Origin of the sequence: Flavobacterium sp., from assembly GCF_040402955.1 — a bacterium.
In the GTDB taxonomy this organism is placed as follows: Bacteria; Bacteroidota; Bacteroidia; order Flavobacteriales; family Flavobacteriaceae; genus Flavobacterium.
This window is the reverse complement of sequence record NZ_JBBALQ010000001.1, coordinates 54,799-74,414: the sequence shown is the minus strand read 5'-3', so window position 1 is coordinate 74,414 and position 19,616 is coordinate 54,799. Positions and strand designations below refer to the sequence as shown.

General features: G+C 32.3%; 13 protein-coding genes. All 13 read left to right on the top strand.

The window, feature by feature from the left end; translation table 11 throughout:
• Window positions 1-2,250 carry a patatin-like phospholipase family protein gene (locus tag ABWP78_RS00345; RefSeq protein ID WP_353167745.1) on the top strand — a complete coding sequence of 750 codons (2,250 nt, stop codon included), beginning with the start codon at window positions 1-3 and terminating at the stop codon, window positions 2,248-2,250.
• 70 nt (window positions 2,251-2,320) lie between these two features.
• Window positions 2,321-3,817, top strand: a complete 1,497-nt coding sequence (locus ABWP78_RS00340; RefSeq protein ID WP_353167743.1) for an amino acid permease — start codon at window positions 2,321-2,323, stop codon at window positions 3,815-3,817.
• Window positions 3,818-4,032: 215 nt separating this feature from the next.
• Window positions 4,033-5,190: a homogentisate 1,2-dioxygenase gene (locus tag ABWP78_RS00335; protein ID WP_353167740.1), complete on the top strand. Its 1,158-nt coding sequence runs from the start codon at window positions 4,033-4,035 to the stop codon at window positions 5,188-5,190.
• A gap of 99 nt (window positions 5,191-5,289) precedes the next feature.
• A complete protein-coding gene (locus tag ABWP78_RS00330; RefSeq protein WP_353167738.1) occupies window positions 5,290-5,649 on the top strand; it encodes a four helix bundle protein in 360 nt (119 codons plus the stop codon).
• A 79-nt stretch (window positions 5,650-5,728) separates the two neighbouring features.
• Window positions 5,729-6,892: a 4-hydroxyphenylpyruvate dioxygenase gene (gene hppD, locus ABWP78_RS00325; protein ID WP_353168096.1), complete on the top strand. Its 1,164-nt coding sequence runs from the start codon at window positions 5,729-5,731 to the stop codon at window positions 6,890-6,892.
• A 382-nt stretch (window positions 6,893-7,274) separates the two neighbouring features.
• Window positions 7,275-8,045 (top strand): DUF3108 domain-containing protein, encoded by a 771-nt coding sequence (locus tag ABWP78_RS00320; RefSeq protein WP_353167736.1) that lies wholly within the window; start codon window positions 7,275-7,277, stop codon window positions 8,043-8,045.
• A gap of 8 nt (window positions 8,046-8,053) precedes the next feature.
• A complete protein-coding gene (locus tag ABWP78_RS00315; protein WP_353167734.1) occupies window positions 8,054-8,974 on the top strand; it encodes a tryptophan 2,3-dioxygenase family protein in 921 nt (306 codons plus the stop codon).
• A 14-nt stretch (window positions 8,975-8,988) separates the two neighbouring features.
• Window positions 8,989-10,221 carry a M23 family metallopeptidase gene (locus tag ABWP78_RS00310; protein WP_353167732.1) on the top strand — a complete coding sequence of 411 codons (1,233 nt, stop codon included), beginning with the start codon at window positions 8,989-8,991 and terminating at the stop codon, window positions 10,219-10,221.
• 11 nt (window positions 10,222-10,232) lie between these two features.
• Window positions 10,233-11,870, top strand: coding sequence for a glucose-6-phosphate isomerase (pgi, locus tag ABWP78_RS00305; protein WP_353167729.1), 1,638 nt, complete (start codon window positions 10,233-10,235; stop codon window positions 11,868-11,870).
• 84 nt (window positions 11,871-11,954) lie between these two features.
• Window positions 11,955-15,269 (top strand): TonB-dependent receptor, encoded by a 3,315-nt coding sequence (locus tag ABWP78_RS00300; RefSeq protein WP_353167727.1) that lies wholly within the window; start codon window positions 11,955-11,957, stop codon window positions 15,267-15,269.
• A gap of 24 nt (window positions 15,270-15,293) precedes the next feature.
• Window positions 15,294-16,319, top strand: coding sequence for a fasciclin domain-containing protein (locus ABWP78_RS00295; protein ID WP_353167724.1), 1,026 nt, complete (start codon window positions 15,294-15,296; stop codon window positions 16,317-16,319).
• 91 nt (window positions 16,320-16,410) lie between these two features.
• Window positions 16,411-17,850: a spore maturation protein gene (locus ABWP78_RS00290; RefSeq protein WP_353167721.1), complete on the top strand. Its 1,440-nt coding sequence runs from the start codon at window positions 16,411-16,413 to the stop codon at window positions 17,848-17,850.
• 83 nt (window positions 17,851-17,933) lie between these two features.
• Window positions 17,934-19,535 (top strand): fumarate hydratase, encoded by a 1,602-nt coding sequence (locus ABWP78_RS00285; protein ID WP_353167719.1) that lies wholly within the window; start codon window positions 17,934-17,936, stop codon window positions 19,533-19,535.
• The last annotated feature ends 81 nt before the right edge of the window (window positions 19,536-19,616 follow it).

Below are 19,616 nucleotides of genomic sequence, written 5' to 3'. Positions count from 1 at the left end.
GTGATAAATAAACAAGTAAAAAGTAAAAAGTGCCAAGTGAATTACATTCGTGGTACATTTTCTTGTTTTATACTTTTTGCTTTTGTCTTTTTACTTTTGCCTTTTAACTCAATAGCACAAGACAGCATTAAAAAACCTAAAATTGGTTTAGTGCTTTCTGGTGGCGGCGCAAAAGGATTGGCTCATATTGGTGTATTAAAAGTAATTGATTCTTTAGGTATAAAAATAGACTACATTGGCGGCACCAGTATGGGCGCTATCATTGGCGGACTTTACGCTTCTGGATATACCGGTAAACAATTAGATTCTATTTTTAGCACGTTAAATATAGACGATTTAGTTCAGGATAATATCCCAAGAAAATCTAAATTACTTTTTAACAAAAGAAATGATGATATTTATGCGTTATCATTACCCTTTAAAAAATTAAAGCTAGAAACGCCAAATGCATTTTCAAAAGGCTTTTTCAATTATAATTTTTTATCTAAATTAACCTATCACGTAAGAAACATAAGAGATTTTAAAAAATTACCTATTCCTTTTTTTTGTATGGCGACAGATATTGAAACTGGAGAAGAAATCGTATTAAATAAAGGAATTTTTCCGCAAGCATTAGTAGCAAGCAGTTCTGTTCCAAGTATTTTTTATCCTATTGAAATTGAAGAAAGACTACTAGTTGATGGTGGTGTTACAAATAATTATCCCGTTGAAAAACTTAAAGAATTAGGTGCTGAATATATTATAGGTGTAGATGTACAAGAGGAACTGAAAGACCGAAATGAATTGCAAGGTATTACTACTATTTTTGGGCAAATTTCTAATTTCAATACACAATCGCAAATGAAAAGTAAGCGCCAGCTTACAAATGTTTACATAAAACCTGAAATAAAAGGATATACGGTTTTATCATTCGAAAATGGAAAGAAAATCATTGAAAATGGTGAATACGCAACGAGAAATTTTTTATCAGAACTACTAAAATTTGAAAATACAGCGTATCAAAAACCAGCATTAAAACCTGTTAAAGATTCTATTTTTGTTGGAAACATAGCTTTTACAGAACTGAAAAATTATACACGCGCATATGTTTTAGGGAAATTACGATTTAAACCTAACACAAAAATAAGCTTTGCAGATTTTCAAAATGGTATTCAAAATTTAAGCAATACACAAAACTTTAGTTCTGTAAAATATCAATTTAACGAAAAAGATATTTTTATTAGTTTACGAGAAAACAAAATAAATACTTTTTTGAAATTTGCACTTCATTATGATGAATTGTATAAAAGTGGTGCTTTGATAAATATCACCCAGAAAAAAATTATCTCCAAAAATGACATGGTTTCCCTAGATTTAATTTTTGGCGATAATTTTAGGTACGATTTTAATTACTTAATTGACAATGGCTATTATTTTAGCTTTGGAATTAACTCCAGTTTAAATAAATTCAATAGAAATATAAATACCGCATTTGGAATTCAAAAATATTTAACCAATGCTTTTGAAAAAATAAATATAGATTATTCAAATATAAATACTAAAGTGTTTCTACAAACTGTTTTTTTAAGAAAATTTAATATTGGCGGAGGGGTAGAGTTTCAAAACTTATTTTTAAATTCTGACAATTTACCAAAAGCAAATAAAACAATTGAAAATAGTAATTATTTATCATTTTTTGGGTATCTTAATCATGATACTTTTGATGATAAGTATTTTCCAAAAAAAGGATGGTATTTAAAGAGTAACTTTAATTACTATTTTAATTCATCAGATTATACGAATCAATTTTCAAAGTTTTCAATTACTAAAGCAGATATGGGAATTGCATTTAATTGCCTAAAAAATTTGTCATTTATTATTCAAAATGAAATTGGTTTCAAGATCGGGTATTCTAATTTGCCTTATTTCGATTTTGCTTTGGGAGGAATTGGATTTAGAGAAAACTCCAACATTCGCCCTTTTTATGGATATGATTTTTTAAGTTTAAGCGGAAATTCATATATAAAAAGCAGTGGGTCTTTTGATTTCGAATTTTATAAAAAAAATCACATCAACTTAACATATAATGCCACAATTATTGGTGATTTTATTTTTAAAGCCACGAAAACCTGGTTTAACAAACCTTCATATACAGGATTTGGTTTGGGCTATGGATTAGAAACTTTAATAGGCCCCGTTGAAATAAAATATACTTGGTCTCCTGAATCCAGTTTTTCCGCTTTTTGGGTGAATTTAGGTTTCGTTTTTTAAATTCTTTTTTGGATTTGGATATTTAATTGAAAATATCCTATATTTGAAGCAACTAAAAAATTATTACTTTATGTCTATTTGGAAAAGAAAATCTATTTCATTACTACTTGCTGAAGCTACTGAATCAGAAAAAGGATTAAAAAGAACGTTAACAGCTTGGTCATTAGTTGCACTAGGAATAGGTGCAATTATTGGTGCCGGATTATTTGTCAGAACTGCAACAGCTGCAGCTCAAAGTGCTGGGCCATCTGTAACTATAGGATTTATTGTAGCGGCTATAGGTTGTGCATTAGCTGGTTTATGTTATGCTGAATTATCATCATCTATTCCAATTTCAGGAAGTGCTTATACCTATACTTATGCAACAATGGGTGAATTACTTGCCTGGATTATTGGTTGGGATTTAATTTTAGAGTATGCTGTTGGTGCAGCAACTGTAGGAATTGCTTGGAGTGAATACCTAAATAATTTACTCGTAAATGTACTCCATACCAGTCCAATTCCATATGAATTATGCCATTCCCCTTTTCAAGTTTCAGCTGAGGGTGTAAATGGTATTATAAATTTGCCCGCATTGTTTATTGTTGCGGTGATTAGTTTGCTTTTAATTAAAGGAACACAAGAATCAGCATTTGTAAACAGCTTAATAGTTATAGTAAAAGTAACTATTGTAATTTTGATCATTATACTTGGCTGGAACTTTATTACTCCAGCGAATCATACACCATATATTCCTCAACCATCTATTTTTACAGACGAACATGGAATAAGTCATAATTTTGGCGGTATTTGGGGGGTTCTTGGAGCGGCAGGAACAGTCTTTTTTGCATTTATTGGTTTTGATGCAGTAAGTACAGCAGCCCAAGAAACTAAAAACCCAAAACGTGATATGCCTATTGGTATTCTTGGCTCATTAGCAGTTTGTACCGTTCTTTATATTCTTTTTGCACACGTGTTAACAGGTCTTGAAGATGTTGAATTTTTTAGAAATGGAGGAAAAGAAGCTTCGGTGGCTAATGCAATTACTTCTGCAATGCCTGGATATGAATGGTTAGCACAGTTTGTAACCGTGGCTATTTTATTCGGATTTACCTCAGTAATATTAGTAATGTTGTTAGGACAATCACGTGTTTTTTATTCTATGGGTAAAGATGGTTTGTTACCAAAAGCATTTGGTGATTTACACCCAAAATATAAAACACCATACAAAGCAAATCTTGCAATTTTAGTTATTGTTGGATTATTCGCTGCATTTGTTCCTGGAGATATTGTTGGAGACATGACAAGTATAGGAACGCTATTCGCCTTTATTTTAGTTTGTATTTCAGTAATTGTTTTAAGAAAAACACATCCAGACATGAAAAGAGAATTCAAAACACCATTCGTGCCGTTAGTTCCAATTCTTGGAGTTGGTGTTTGTTTAGCTATGATTGCAGGATTAGGATGGACAAACTGGTTGCGATTAGCAGCATGGTTAGCACTTGGGCTTATATTTTACTTTGTATATAGTAAGAAAAACAGTGTGTTAAATAACCCTGACAAAAAATCTAATAACAAACCAGAATAATATAATATTTAAAAAACGACTTCAATTGAAGTCGTTTTTTTTTATAATAAATTTTTCCGACATTTGTGATATGGAAAACTGGAACGGATTATTAGTCCACTTAAAATTCCTCATCAAGAGAAATCCTGAGTGAGTAGTTTTATGTGCCCATTAGATACTGTGCCCTTTTGCAAATTATCTAATTTTTTCATTGTCTAATTATCTAATTAAAAAAAATGCCAATATATCATAAATTAGGAGATTTCCCTCAAAAACGCCACACGCAGTTTGAAAAAACTGATGGTGGATTATATTACGAACAACTTTTTGGTACCGAAGGATTTCATGGACATTCTTCATTATTATACCATGTGCATAGACCAACACAGGTTAAAGAGATTACTAAATCTTATTCTGTTGAACCAAAAATCGCTATTGGGAAGAACATTAAGTCGCTATTATTAAAAGGTTTTGAATTACAACCAGCTGACGATTTTTTAGAAAGCAGAAAAGACATGCTTGTTAACAAAGATTGTATTATCGGATTAGCCGCACCAAAAAAATCATTACGCAGTTATTTTTATAAAAATGCAGATGCAGACGAAATGATATTTATCCATAAAGGTTCTGGAAAACTTAGAACTATGATGGGAAATATAGATTTTGAATATGGCGATTACTTAATTATTCCACGCGGAATGATTTATCAAATTGATTTCAATTCAGAAGACAATCGCTTATTTTATGTAGAATCTTATGCGCCTTTTTATACCCCAAAAAGATATAAAAACGAATCTGGGCAGCATTTAGAACATTCGCCATTTTGTGAAAGAGATTTTAAATTACCTTCTGAAATAGAAACCTATGACGAAAAAGGTGATTTCTTAATCAAAATCAAAAAAGAAGGAATGATGCACGAGGTAGTTTATGCCACACATCCTTTTGATGTTATTGGTTGGGACGGATATAATTTCCCTTACGGATTTTCAATTCATAATTTTGAACCTATTACAGGACGTGTTCATTTACCGCCGCCAATTCATCAAACATTTGAAACAGCAACATTTGTAGTATGCTCTTTTGTACCAAGATTGTACGATTATCATCCAAAATCAATTCCTGCTCCTTATAATCATAGTAATATTGATTCTGATGAAGTATTGTATTATGTTGATGGCGATTTTATGAGTAGAAATAATATCGAACAAGGACATATCACTTTACATCCAAAAGGAATTCCTCATGGCCCTGCACCAGGAGCAATGGAAAGAAGTATTGGTCATACCGAAACAAAAGAATTAGCTGTAATGGTTGATACATTTCGTCCATTAATGGTAACAGAAACAGCAATGGGATTAGACGATGGGAAATACTATAAATCTTGGGTGGAATAATTAGATAATGTGTCAATTTGATAATTAGATAATACTAAAATATCCAAAACAAATACATTTTCAGATTAATTAATCAACTCATTTTATAATTTCAAAAAAATGACTTTTAATGAAAAATATAAAAACAATGCACTTTTAATTAAAACTTTTGAGTTTTCACTTAAAATAATTGATTTTACCGAATCATTACAAGAAAAAAAGAAATTTGTAATAGGAAATCAATTATTGAAAAGCGGAACTTCAATAGGAGCAAACTCTAAAGAAGCCCAAAACGCTGAAAGTAAAGCAGACTTTATACATAAATTAAAAATTACCATTAAGGAAGCTGACGAAACAGAATATTGGTTATTTCTATGTGATGCTCATAAATCATATCCAGATTGTAAAGAATTATTAATGGATTTATCAGAAATTTTAAAAATATTAAATAAAATAATTTCAACCTCAAAAATAAAATAAATAAATAGGAAATGTGTTCATTAAATAATTATTATCACGTACCCATTTTCTAATTATCAAATTCTCTAATTAACATATTATTATGAAAGATTTAAAATCAGTCGAATACGGCTTAGAAAAAATATTTGAAGGCGCACAAGATTTCTTGCCTTTATTAGGAACAGATTACGTAGAATTTTATGTAGGAAACGCCAAACAAGCCGCTCATTTTTACAAAACGGCTTTCGGTTTTCAATCATTAGCGTATGCAGGATTAGAAACTGGCGTAAAAGACAGAGCGTCTTATGTTTTAAAACAAGATAAAATACGTTTAGTATTAACAACCGCTTTAAACAGTAATTCACCAATTGGAGAACATGTTAAAAAACATGGAGATGGCGTTAAAGTCATTGCACTTTGGGTTGAAGATGCTAGAAAATCATTTGAAGAAACTACAAAACGAGGTGCAAAACCTTATTTTGAGCCTGTTGTTGAAAAAGACGAAGATGGAGAGGTAGTTCGTGCCGGTATTTATGGCGCATACGGAGAAACGGTGTTTGTGTTTGTGGAACGTAAAAATTACAACGGAATTTTCATGCCTGGTTATCAAGAATGGAAATCGGATTATAATCCAGCACCTGTTGGATTAAAATTTATTGACCATATGGTTGGAAATACGGGTTGGAATAGAATGAATGAAGCCGTAAAATGGTTTGAAGATGTAATGGGATTTGTTAATTTCCTTTCTTTTGACGACAAACAAATTACTACTGAATACTCAGCATTGATGTCGAAAGTTATGAGTAACGGAAATGGAAGAATCAAATTTCCAATTAACGAACCGGCCAATGGAAAAAAACGTTCTCAAATTGAAGAATATTTAGATTTTTATGAAGGCGAAGGCGTGCAACATATAGCAGTTGCTACAGATGACATTATTACTACAGTTGCCGATATGCGTTCTCGTGGAATCGAATTTTTAAGTACGCCACCACAAGCATATTATGATGCCATTCCAGAAAGATTGAAAGATCACATGTCAAAATTTAAAGAAGACATCAACGAACTTCAAAAATTAGGTATTATGATTGATGCCGATGAGGAAGGGTATTTATTACAAATTTTCACCAAACCAATAGAAGACCGACCAACACTTTTCTTCGAAGTTATCCAAAGAATGGGCGCCAGGGGTTTTGGAGCAGGAAACTTTAAAGCCTTGTTTGAATCTATTGAAAGAGAACAAGCCAAAAGAGGAACATTATAAAAATAAAAAGCAGCTACAACAGCTGCTTTTTAAATTAAAATACACCGATTATAAATCATTAAAAACCAATTGGTTAAAAACAATATTGTCAAATAGATAAAAAAAGTAGGTTATTTTTTTGTTTTGTTGAATTTTAACCACTTTTCTTGCGTATTTTTCTGTTAAAAGTGTTAAAGTTGATTTTTATTTAAATAAAACACAAAACCTTAACATATCTTTGCAGGGCAATTGAGAGGTAGTAGACTCATATTGCGTATAAGTTTTCATAATTTATAGTTTTTGGTTGGTTAAAAATAAAAACTCAGTTAATTCATTTGACTGGGTTTTTTGTTTTTTGTAACTTTGGAACAATAATTGCATTCTACAAAGAAAACCTTATAAAATGAAAAGAATAATTTTACTTTTAACGGTGTTTGTGCTATCCAACTCTTTTGATACTGAGGAAATGGATTCTTACGCCATTGGTGAATTTTTCAAATTAAGAATACACTACGGATTAATAAATGCCGGTTATGCCACTTTAGAAGTTAAAGACGCCGATCTTAACGGTAAAAAAATGCACCATGTTATAGGAAAAGGCTACACAACTGGCGTGACTAAAATGATGTTTAAAGTAGTGGACAACTACGAAAGCTATTTTAATAAAGAAACCAACAAACCTTATGTGTTTATTAGAAACATAAACGAAGGTGGCTATACCAAAAACCAACAAGGCTATTTCAACCAAAACAACAATACCGTTTTAGTAAAAGATTATAAAAACAAAACTGAAAAAACGTTTAATGTACCTGAAAATATTCAGGATATTGTTTCGTCTTTTTATTATCTAAGGAATCACCCTAAAATTGACAAATTGGTTGTTGGCGAATCCATAACGATAGATATGTTTTTTGATGAAGAAACTACAAAATTTAAACTTAAATTTGTTGGTAAAGAAAATATAAACTCTAAATTTGGAGAAATAAACTGCATGATTTTTAAACCACTAGTACAAGCCGGGCGTGTTTTTAAAGAAGAAGAAAGTGTAACCGTTTGGATATCAGATGATGAAAATAAAATTCCAATCCGAGTAAAAGCCAGTTTAGCAGTTGGTTCTATAAAAGCAGATATTGATCAGTACAAAGGATTAAAACATCCTATAAATTTTAAATAATACTTATTTTGAAAGATACTATTTCAACAAAAATCGAACAATTAGATGAAAAGTTCGAAAAAATAAATCAAAAAACAGAAACCCATTTAGAAGGATTACTTTGGGCAAAACCAATAACATATTGGGATTATATTCAAACCGATGCGCTTTTAAATTTACAAATTCAACGTTCTACTCTACCAGATGAAATGGTGTTTATTATGTATCATCAGGTGAATGAATTGTTATTTAAAATGATACTTTGGGAAATGGAACAAGTGTGCCATAATACTGCACCAAGTACTGAATTTTTTACAGAAAGATTAAACAGAATTAGCCGCTATTTTGATATGTTAACCACTTCTTTTGATATTATGAAAGAAGGCATGGAACCAGAGCAATATTTAAAATTCCGAAATACCTTAACGCCTGCAAGTGGTTTTCAAAGTGCACAATATAGAATGATTGAATTTGCATCAACCGATTTAATTAATTTAATCGATTTCCGTTTTAGAGCAACCATTGATAGAAACACGTCTTACACGCACGCGTTAGAACATTTATATTGGCAAGCTGCAGGAAAAGATCATCAAACAGGAGAAAAATCATATTTGTTATGCGAATTTGAACGAAAATATAAGAAGGAATTTTTGGCTTTTATGGAAGAATACAATACCATAAATCTTTGGCAAAAATTTAAACAATTACCAGAAAACGATCAAAAAAATCCAGAATTAATAGCGGCTATGCGTCATTACGACAAAACTGTAAATATTACTTGGGTGATGGGACATTTTAATGCGGCAAAAAAATATATTGAAAGCGTTCCTGGAAATCATGAAGCTACAGGCGGAAGTGATTGGAAAAAATACATGCTACCAAAATACCAAAAAAGAATTTTCTTTCCAGAACTTTGGAGCGAAGAAGAATTAAAAAACTGGGGAGAATAATTAAAAACCAAGATTTGAAATACATATTATACGCTTTACTACTGCTTACGTTTTCCTGTCAAAACAAAGAAAATGACAGTAAATCGGCAGCAAAAATCACAAAAAAAGTACCTATAATTAAAAAATACGGATTTACTTTTAATGATTTTTCTGTGGTTGAAGATACCTTGCAATCTGGCGACACATTTAGCACCATTTTAGAAGCGTACACACTACCCGATAGTTTAAAAACATTTGATGTAACTGAAAAAATTAAAGATTCTTTCAACATTAAAAACATCCGAGCAGGTAAAGCTTTTTTAACTTTTTCCGATAAAAAAAACAAGAAAAAATTAAAAGCAATGGTTTATGTGCAAGACAAAACCAGTTTTTTAGTGGTCGACCTAAGAGATTCTATTCGTGTAGAAATAAAAAAACGTCCTACCATAATTAAAAGAAGAACTATTGCGGCAGAGTTGGACGGCTCTTTATCAGAAACTTTATCAAGAAAAGGAGTAAGCGCAGATTTAGCAAACGAATTGGCACAGATTTATAAATATTCAATTGACTTTTTCAAGCTAAAAAAAGGCGATAAATTTGCTGTAACCATTAAAGAAAAATATTTTGAAAACGGAGAATATTTAGGAGTAGACGAAGTAGAAGCGTCTTATTTTGAATACAAAGGGAAAAAAATATACGCTTTCCCTTATAAATTAAATGAGAATCAAAAAAAAGTAGAATATTATGACGAAAAAGCTTCGGGAGCTAAAAGTATGTTTTTAAAAGCACCTTTATCCTTTTTCAAATTAACCTCAAAATTTACAACTCGAAGATTTCATCCAGTACAATTTACTTGGAAAGCACATAATGGTACAGATTATGCTGCACCACACGGAACACCTATAAAAACAACCGCTTCAGGAGTTGTAGAAGCCACGGGATATACTTCTGGAAACGGAAATTTTGTAAAAGTAAAACACAACGGAAAATACGCCACACAATACCTTCACATGTCGAAAATTTTAGTTCGAAGAGGGCAATCTGTTTCGCAAGGACAAATTATTGGAAAAGTGGGAAGTACTGGTTTAGCAACTGGTCCGCACGTGTGTTATCGTTTTTGGAAAAATGGCGTTCAAGTAGATCCTTTACGTTTAAAAATGCCTACTTCGGAACCCATGACAAAAAAACAAAAAACAAAATATTTAGCTACAATTGCACCGCTAAAAAAAGAATTAGACGAAACCACTGCAAAAACATTTAAAGAATAAACAATTTTATCATGAAATTACAACATATCAATCCAACCGAAACAAAAGCTTGGCAAAAATTAACCTCTCATTTTTCAGAAATTGAACAGCAATCTATTCAAGATTTGTTTAAAAATGATGCCAAAAGAGCCGAAAAATTCAATATTGAATGGCATGATTTTTATGTAGATTTTTCAAAAAATAATTGGACTGAAGAAACCATACAATTACTTATAGAATTAGCAAATGAAGTAGGGTTGCCAGATGCTATATCAAAGTATTTTTCGGGAGAAAAAATAAATGAAACCGAAGACAGAGCTGTGCTTCATACCGCATTACGTGCTAATGAAAACGATGTGGTTTTGTTTGAAGGAAAAAATGTAATTCCTGAAATTTATGACACAAAAAATAAAATAAAAGATTTTACAAATTATATCATTTCAGGAGAAGCGAAAGGATATTCTGGAAAACCATTTACAGATGTGGTGAATATTGGAATTGGTGGTTCGGATTTAGGTCCGGCCATGATTGTGGAAGCCTTACAATTTTATAAAAACAATTTAAACACACATTTTATTTCTAATGTAGATGGCGATCATGTACAAGAAATATTAAAAAAAATAAATCCTGAAACTACTTTATTTGTTATCGTTTCTAAAACATTTACGACTCAGGAAACCTTAACCAATTCGGAAACCGTAAAAAAATGGTTTTTACAGTATGCTACTGAGAAAGATATTGCCAAACATTTTGTAGCCGTTTCAACAAATTTGAAAAACGTAACCAACTTTGGTATCGCACCCGAAAATATTTTCCCAATGTGGGATTGGGTTGGCGGAAGATTTTCATTATGGAGTGCCGTTGGTTTAACTATAAGTTTAGCTGTTGGATACGATAATTTTAATCAATTATTAAAAGGTGCGAATAAAATGGATGTGCATTTTGCAAATACGCCTTTTGAAAATAACATTCCTGTAGTATTAGCGTTGTTAAGTATTTGGCATAATAATTTCTTTGGTGCCGAAACAGAAGCACTAATTCCGTATACACAATATTTACAAAAACTAGCGCCTTATTTACAACAAGGTATTATGGAAAGCAATGGAAAATCTATTGCTAGAAATGGAAAATCTGTAAATTATCAAACAGGAACAATTGTTTGGGGCGAGCCAGGAACCAATTCGCAACACGCGTTTTTTCAATTAATTCATCAAGGAACAAAACTAATTCCAACAGATTTTATTGGTTTTATTGAGCCGCTTTATGGCGAAAAAGACCATCATAACAAATTAATGTCTAACTTTTTTGCGCAAACAGAAGCCTTATTAAAAGGAAAATCTCGTGAACAAGTACTTTCAGAATTTTTAGCACAAGGTAAAACAGAAGCTGAAGTAGCAGATTTAATACCTTTTAAAGTTTTTGAAGGCAACAAACCCACCAATACCCTACTAATTAACAAACTCACTCCAGAAAGTTTGGGCGCATTAGTAGCCATGTACGAACACAAAATTTTTGTACAAGGCATTATTTGGAACATCTATAGTTATGACCAATGGGGTGTAGAACTTGGGAAGCAATTGGCCAATTCTATTTTAAACGAAATAGAAAGCGGAAACATCAAAAACCACGACAGTTCAACAACTACGCTATTAAGTAAATTTATTAGTTAAAAAATAAATGAAATGTTAATGTTTTCTTAATATTAGACGTGAATATTTATTCTAATTTTGTGGAAAATATTTAACTAACAAAACATGAAAAAGAACATTTATTGGTTTTTTCTATTCATTTCGGCATTTGGTTTTTCACAAGTTACAAAATCAGCTATAACTGGTACTGTAAAATCTTCAACAGGTGAAACTCTTGCAGCTGCAGTAGTAGAAATTAAGCACGTTCCCACGGGAACAAAGTACTTTTCGACAACTGACGAAAAAGGAAATTACTCGGCTAATTCTGTAAGACCAGGAGGTCCTTACACAATTAAAGTAAATTATGTAGGGTATAACCCTTTTGTAATTGAAGAAATTACGGCTCCATTAGGAAACTCAATTGTAATTAATATTGAGATGCAAAGTACCATTAATTCTATTGAAGAAGTAAAAATTGTATCTGTAAATTATAAAGATGCTTTTAACAAAAGTAAAACGGGTGCGGGTCAGCAATTTTCTAACAGAGAAATTAACGCTGTGCCGATTATTGGTTCTAGAAACATCAACAGTATTACAAAATATAATGCAAATGCTGGAAGTAACGGAACATTTGGAGGGCAAGATTCTCGTTTGAACAATTTTACAATTGATGGTTCTGTATTTAATAATGGTTTTGGTTTGGGTTCAGATTCTCAAGCTGGAGGTAGAACAGGTTCTACTGCAATTTCATTAGATGCTATTGAACAACTTCAAGTAAACATTGCTCCTTTCGATATTAGACAATCAGGTTTTACAGGTTCAGGGATTAATGCGGTAACTAGAAGTGGTACAAATGAAGTTGAAAGTTCTGTTTATCATTCATTCAGAAATAATAAAAAAGAATATTTAGGTGAAAGAGCCGGAAATATAAATATTACGCCTTCAAAATTTGAAGAAAAAATTTGGGGAGCTCGAATTGGCGCACCAATTATCAAGGACAAGTTATTTTTCTTTGGTAACTTTGAAACTATTGATAATGTTAGTCCAGCAACAACTTGGACTTCATCAGGATCGCCAAATGCTGGAGCACAAGTATCTGAAACAGCTTATACTGATTTAGTAAGTGTGTCAAACTTATTACAAAACTCATTTGGCTACGAAACAGGTGCTTTTGAAAATTTTGATGCAGTTAAAGAATCTAAAAAGTTTTTAGCTAGAATTGACTGGAATATTAATGACAATCATAAGTTAACAGCACGTTATGTGCACCACGATTCTGGTGCTGATGAATTAATTTCAAATTCAAACTCTGCTGGTTTTGGTAACAGAAGAACAAACGTTTTCTCTATGTCATACAAAAATAGTGGTTACGTTATTCAAGACAATACAAGATCTGCGGTTTTAGAATGGGATTGGAAAATTTCAGAAAAATGGTCAAATAACTTTATCGCTGGATATGATAAACAATTAGAAAATAGAGGTTTACAAGGTGGTGGTCTTTTCCCAACTATTGACATTAAAAAGGGATCAAATAATTATATTTCTGCTGGTTTAGACCCTTTTACACCTTCTAATTTATTAGATTACTCAACCCTTCACTTTACCAATAACATAACAGGAAACTTCGGTAAACATACTTTATTATTTGGTGCCAATTATGAAAGATTTGTATCCAACAATAATTTCTTCCCAGCATCAAATGGAGTCTATATTTTTGACGACCTTACAACTTTTAACAATGCAGTTGCAGAAACGGTTGCTAATGGTGGAGCGCCATCTACTACAAATTTACCATCAAGATTTCAATACAGATACTCGGCTTTACCAGGTGGAGCAGAACCAATGCAAGTTTTAAAATCTAATAAAATTGACCTTTATGCACAAGATGAATATAAAGTGTCAAACCAATTAAAATTAACATACGGAATTAGAGCTACTGCGGTTGGTTTAGTAGATACAGCACTAGAAAATCCAGTGGTTACTGCTATGACTTTTGCAAATGGCGAAAAATTCAATACTGGCGACATGCCAAAAACACAATACTTGTTTGAACCAAGATTTGGATTTAACTTTGATGTGAACAAAAATGCGAGAACCATTTTTCGAGGTGGAACAGGTGTATTCACAGGAAGACCGCCTCTTGTGTTTTTATCTAACGCAATTGGAAACAATGGTGTATTAACCGGATTTGTTGATGTAAGTGGTGCAGCTATAGCGGCAGGTGGATATGGATTTACAGCAAATCCAGGTCAATATTTTACACCTAGCACGCCTCAATTGCCAACTACATTTGATTTGGCTTTTACAGATGAAAATTTCAAATTTCCACAATCTTGGAAAACAAATTTTGCTATAGATCAAAAATTGCCGTTTGGTTTAGTAGCTTCATTTGAAGGAATTTATAGCCAAAACATTAACGAAGTATTTTATTATAATGCTAATTTAGAAGTTGCTCAAAGAAACATAAATAATGGTGGTGATACACGACCTTTTTATTCTGGAACAGATGCTGGAGCAAGAATAAATGATAATGTATCAAATGCAATTGTATTATCAAACTCAAACCAAGGTTATTTTGTTTCAACTACATTTAAGTTAGAGTATCCTTACAAAAATGGATTTTGGGGGTCAGTTGCCTATACTAAATCAACTGCTCAAGATTTATTATCTGCTGGTTCTATTGCTTCAGGTTCTTGGACAGGAGCAAGATCTGTGTTAGGAAATAACAATTTAGATTTATCTAATTCAAACAACAATACGCCTCACAGAATTGTAGGTTTATTAGGCTATAAATTAAATTATGGATCTAAATATGGCGGATCTACTTCAATTAATATTGGTTATGTTGGAGAAAAAGCAAGTCCTTATACCTATACTTACGGAAGTGACATCAACGGTGACCGTGTAAATGGAAATGATTTGTTGTACGTACCAAATAAAGTATCAGAAATTAGATTTGCAGATATCACTCAAAATGTTGGTGGTGTATCTCAAGTATTATTTACTGCCGCTCAACAAGCAGAAGCTTTCGATAAATATATTGAACAGGATTCTTATTTAAAGACAAAACGTGGACAATACGTGGAAAGAAACGCATCTACGTTACCAATGTTACACCGTTTAGACTTATCTGTAACTCAAGATTTCTTCTTAAAAATAAAAGGGAAAAAACAATCTTTTCAATTTAGAGCAGACATCTTAAACTTCACAAACTTGTTAAACCATGATTGGGGCGTTTCTAAAAGAGCAACAAATACCCAAATATTATCGGTAAGTACAGCGCCAAGTGCTGCAAACAATTATGTTCCAAGTTTTCAATTGGCACAACAAACGGATGATAATGGAAAAAGATATTTAATTAAAGATACCTTATCTAATAATTCATCGGTATTTGATGTTTGGCAAGCACAATTCACATTAAGATATACATTTGGTAAATAGTGTAAACTAAAAAACATTAAAAAGATGAAACTAATTAATAAAATATCAAAAGCGTTAGCAGTAGTAACTGTAGCTTTATTATCATTTTCTTGTGAAAGTGAATCAGAAAATGTAGTAGAAAAATATCCTACCATTGTAGAGATATTAGATGCTGATGCTGCAAATTTCAGTATCTTGAAAGCAGCTTTAGTTAAAACTGGATTACTAAATACATTTAGAAACCCAGGGTCGCACACAGTATTAGCTCCAAAAAATAGTGCTTTTATTGCAGCTGGGATAACTGAGGCTTCTATAGCAGCTACTACAACAACTGCTAACATTGCTGCATTAAGTAGAATACTAAGATACCACTTATTAACAGAAGGCACATTAGCTGCTAATTTGCCAAATAGCGGATATGTGAACACATTTTCTCCATATGCAACATCAACTTCTGTCTCTATCAGTTTATACATAAATAAAACTAATGGTGTAGTACTTAATGGAGGGAATACTAATGGCGGTGCATCTGTTTTACAATCGGATATAAATGCAAGTAATGGAGTTGTACATGTAATTAGTCATGTATTAAATATTCCTAAATTACACAACTTAATTATTGCCAATCCAGATTTGACTAGTTTACTAGGCGTATTAACTTCTGCTCCTCAAGCTGCAGTGTTAACAGATATTACTACAACAGCAACTGGTGCTTCAAATGCGTTATCACGTACGGTTTTTGCTCCAACTAATGCTGCGTTTACAAGTGCATCATTTTTAAATGGCCAATCTGACGCAAATATTACTAAAGTATTGAAATATCATATTGAAAATAATAATCGTAGAGCTTCGTCTTCAACTGTTTTTGTTGCGCCAGCAACACCTGTAGTTATTACACCTTTGGTTATTAATACTCAATTAACTGGGCCACAACAAACTATTTCTATAGCAGCTGGAACAGTTAATATTGCTGATATCACAGCAGTTAATGCAAGTATTAAAACAATAAACATACAGGGTTCAAATGGTGTAGCACACATCATTGATAAAGTGTTACAACCCACTTTATAAAAAATACCTAAAAAATTCTAAACCGTTCTAATTGATTTTGGAACGGTTTTTTTTTATCTTATAAAATCATACATTTACAAAAAAATACAATATGGTATTAAGTAGATTTTGGTTGGCTATTTTTATTTCTTCTATAGTGTTTATTATAGTAAGTTTGTTTGCAGAAAACACGTATTCTGTAGATTATGTATTAAATGGAAAAAAAGATGATCCTGTTTTAATTTCGGAAAAATTTTTAAAAGAAATCCCTGTTTTCATTAAAGATAGTATTCAAAAATCCGAAGAAAAAACATTTACTATCAATAGAGATGCCTTAAATCCAGATACTACATACGTTTATAAAAACCAAACGGTAAAAATATATAGTGGCAAACAAAAATCGGATGGTTTATTACCAACTTGTAAAAACAGTTTGTTCGATATTGTTCTGCCTCTTATGGCCTATTTGGCTTTCTTTTGTGGTTTAATGGAGTTGCTAATAATTTCAGGTGCATCCGAAAAATTAGCCAAAAAATTAAGTCCGTTTTTCGCACAAATATTTCCATCTGTACCTAAAAATCACGAATCGGTTTCTTATATGACGTTAAACTTTGCGGCAAATTTCTTAGGATTAGATTCTGCTGCCACACCTTTCGGATTAAAAGCTATGGAAAGTTTACAAACGCTTAATACAGACAAAGACAAAGCCAGCGATGCGCAAATTATGTTTATGTGTTTGCATGCGGCAGGGTTAACTTTAATTCCAACATCAATTATTGGTTATCGTGCAGCAGCAAATGCGGAAAATCCAGCAGATGTTATGTTGCCTTGTATCATCACCTCATTTATAGGCACTATTGCAGCCCTATTAATTGTTGGAATCAAACAGAAAATAAACTTTAAAAGCGCTACTTTAATCGTTGGATTAATGACTATAATTGCTGCAATCACCGGATTATTATTTTACGTTAACGGATTAAATTTAGTAGAAAAAAACTTCTTTACCTCTAATTTATCAGGTTTAATGTTAATTGGAATTATTGGGATTACATTAGTTTATGCTTTCACTAAAGAAAGTAAATTTGTTGAGCAAAAAACCACAATCTTTGATGCTTTCGTTTCCGGTGCCAAAAACGGATTAACAACTGGTGTTACAATTTTTCCTTACGTAATGGGAATGTTAGTGGCCATTTCATTTTTTAGAAATAGTGGCTTGTTTGAAATTATGAGTAACGGAATTTCTTTTGTATTTTCCAATATTGGCGTAAGTAAACAAATTACCGATTCTTTACCTGTTGCCATGTTACGCCCTTTCAGCTCAAGTGGTTCGAGAGGATTCATGATTGATGCCATGAATACGTTTGGAGTAGACTCATTAACCGGAAGATTGAGCGCTATTTTTCAATGCAGTGCAGAAACTACTTTTTATGTAATTGCGGTATATTTTGGAAGCATTCATGTAAAAAACACCCGATACACTTTAGGAATTATGCTTTTGGTAGATTTAATTTGTGTAATAGCAGCAATTGCTGTGGCGAGTTGGTTTTTTTAGAAGATAGTTACCTGTAAGAGTTTGAAACTCATGCCCGGTTTTTTTAAAATATTCCTTAACTTTACGCTTCAAAACTCAAACAAATGGACTTTATATATCAAGACCCGTATCCTATTTTAAAAGACGATACAACCTACAAAAAATTAACTTCAGATTTTGTAAAAATAGAACTACATGGCGATAGAGAAATCTTAGTGGTAGACCCAAAAGGATTAGAATTATTAGCACAAGAAGCGATGGACGATGTTTCTTTCATGCTGCGTTCAACACATTTACAAAAATTACGAAATATTATCGAAGACCCAGAAGCCACAGACAACGACCGATTTGTAGCCTATAATTTATTACAAAATGCGGCTGTAGCTGTAGAAGGTCAATTACCTTCTTGTCAAGATACAGGAACAGCGATTGTTGTGGCTAAAAAAGGTGAAAACGTGTACACAGGTGTAGAAGATGGCGAATGGTTATCCAAAGGAATTTACAATACGTACCAAAATAAAAATCTTCGATACTCGCAAATTGTACCAATTTCGATGTTTGAAGAAAAAAACTCAGGTTCAAATCTTCCAGCTCAGATTGATATTTATGCAAAAAAAGGCGCCACGTATGAGTTTTTATTTCTAACAAAAGGTGGTGGTTCGGCCAACAAAACCTTCTTATATCAAAAAACAAAATCGTTATTAAATGACAAATCTTTAGAAGAATTTGTTCGCGAGCGCATTATGGATTTAGGAACAGCGGCTTGTCCGCCGTATCACTTAGCTTTAGTAATTGGTGGTACATCTGCTGAAGCGAATTTAGCAACTGTCAAAAAAGCATCAGCGGGATATTATGACAATCTTCCAACTTCTGGAAATATGTCTGGTCAAGCGTTTCGCGATTTAGAATGGGAAAAAAGAGTGCAGATTATTTGTCAAGAAAGTCAAATTGGAGCCCAGTTTGGTGGAAAATATTTAACTCATGATGTACGAGTAATTCGTTTGCCTCGTCACGCAGCATCTTGTCCTGTTGGAATGGGAGTTTCGTGTTCTGCAGATAGAAATATTAAAGGAAAAATTACGAAAGACGGTATTTTCTTAGAACAATTAGAAACCAACCCAAGTCAGTTTTTACCAGCAACAGCACCACATTTAGAGCCAGCGGTAGAAGTTGATTTAAACAAACCTATGTCGGAAATTTTAACTGAATTATCGAAATATCCAATCAAAACCCGTTTAAAATTAAATGGCACATTAATTGTAGCTCGTGATATTGCACATGCAAAAATTAAAGAATTATTAGACGCTGGAAAACCAATGCCAGAGTATTTTAAAAATCATCCTGTATATTATGCCGGACCTGCAAAAACACCAGACGGCATGCCATCAGGAAGTTTCGGACCCACAACCGCAGGAAGAATGGACGTGTATGTAGATGAATTCCAAGCCGCTGGCGGAAGCATGATTATGCTAGCGAAAGGAAACCGAAGCAAGGATGTAATGAATGCTTGTAACAAATATGGTGGGTTCTATTTGGGTTCTATTGGTGGTCCTGCAGCCATTTTGGCAAAAGAAAACATCTTATCTGTGGAAGTTATTGATTTTGAAGAATTGGGTATGGAAGCCGTTCGTAAAATAACCGTGAAAGATTTCCCAGCGTTTATTATTACCGATGACAAAGGAAATGATTTCTTTGCCAATTTGTAATAATAATTAAATAAAAGCAAATTAATGGATTAGATAACAAATGTTAAAGTTAAGAAATTTAAAACCAAGATATTGTTATTA

Bases quoted from the DNA above. Each gene is read 5' to 3' on its own strand.
- ABWP78_RS00300 (WP_353167727.1), top strand. From the start codon at position 11,955: ATGAAAAAGAACATTTATTGGTTTTTTCTATTCATTTCGGCATTTGGT.
- ABWP78_RS00290 (WP_353167721.1), top strand. From the start codon at position 16,411: ATGGTATTAAGTAGATTTTGGTTGGCTATTTTTATTTCTTCTATAGTG.
- ABWP78_RS00295 (WP_353167724.1), top strand. From the start codon at position 15,294: ATGAAACTAATTAATAAAATATCAAAAGCGTTAGCAGTAGTAACTGTA.
- pgi (WP_353167729.1), top strand. From the start codon at position 10,233: ATGAAATTACAACATATCAATCCAACCGAAACAAAAGCTTGGCAAAAA.
- ABWP78_RS00330 (WP_353167738.1), top strand. From the start codon at position 5,290: ATGACTTTTAATGAAAAATATAAAAACAATGCACTTTTAATTAAAACT.
- ABWP78_RS00320 (WP_353167736.1), top strand. From the start codon at position 7,275: ATGAAAAGAATAATTTTACTTTTAACGGTGTTTGTGCTATCCAACTCT.
- ABWP78_RS00340 (WP_353167743.1), top strand. From the start codon at position 2,321: ATGTCTATTTGGAAAAGAAAATCTATTTCATTACTACTTGCTGAAGCT.
- ABWP78_RS00335 (WP_353167740.1), top strand. From the start codon at position 4,033: ATGCCAATATATCATAAATTAGGAGATTTCCCTCAAAAACGCCACACG.
- ABWP78_RS00285 (WP_353167719.1), top strand. From the start codon at position 17,934: ATGGACTTTATATATCAAGACCCGTATCCTATTTTAAAAGACGATACA.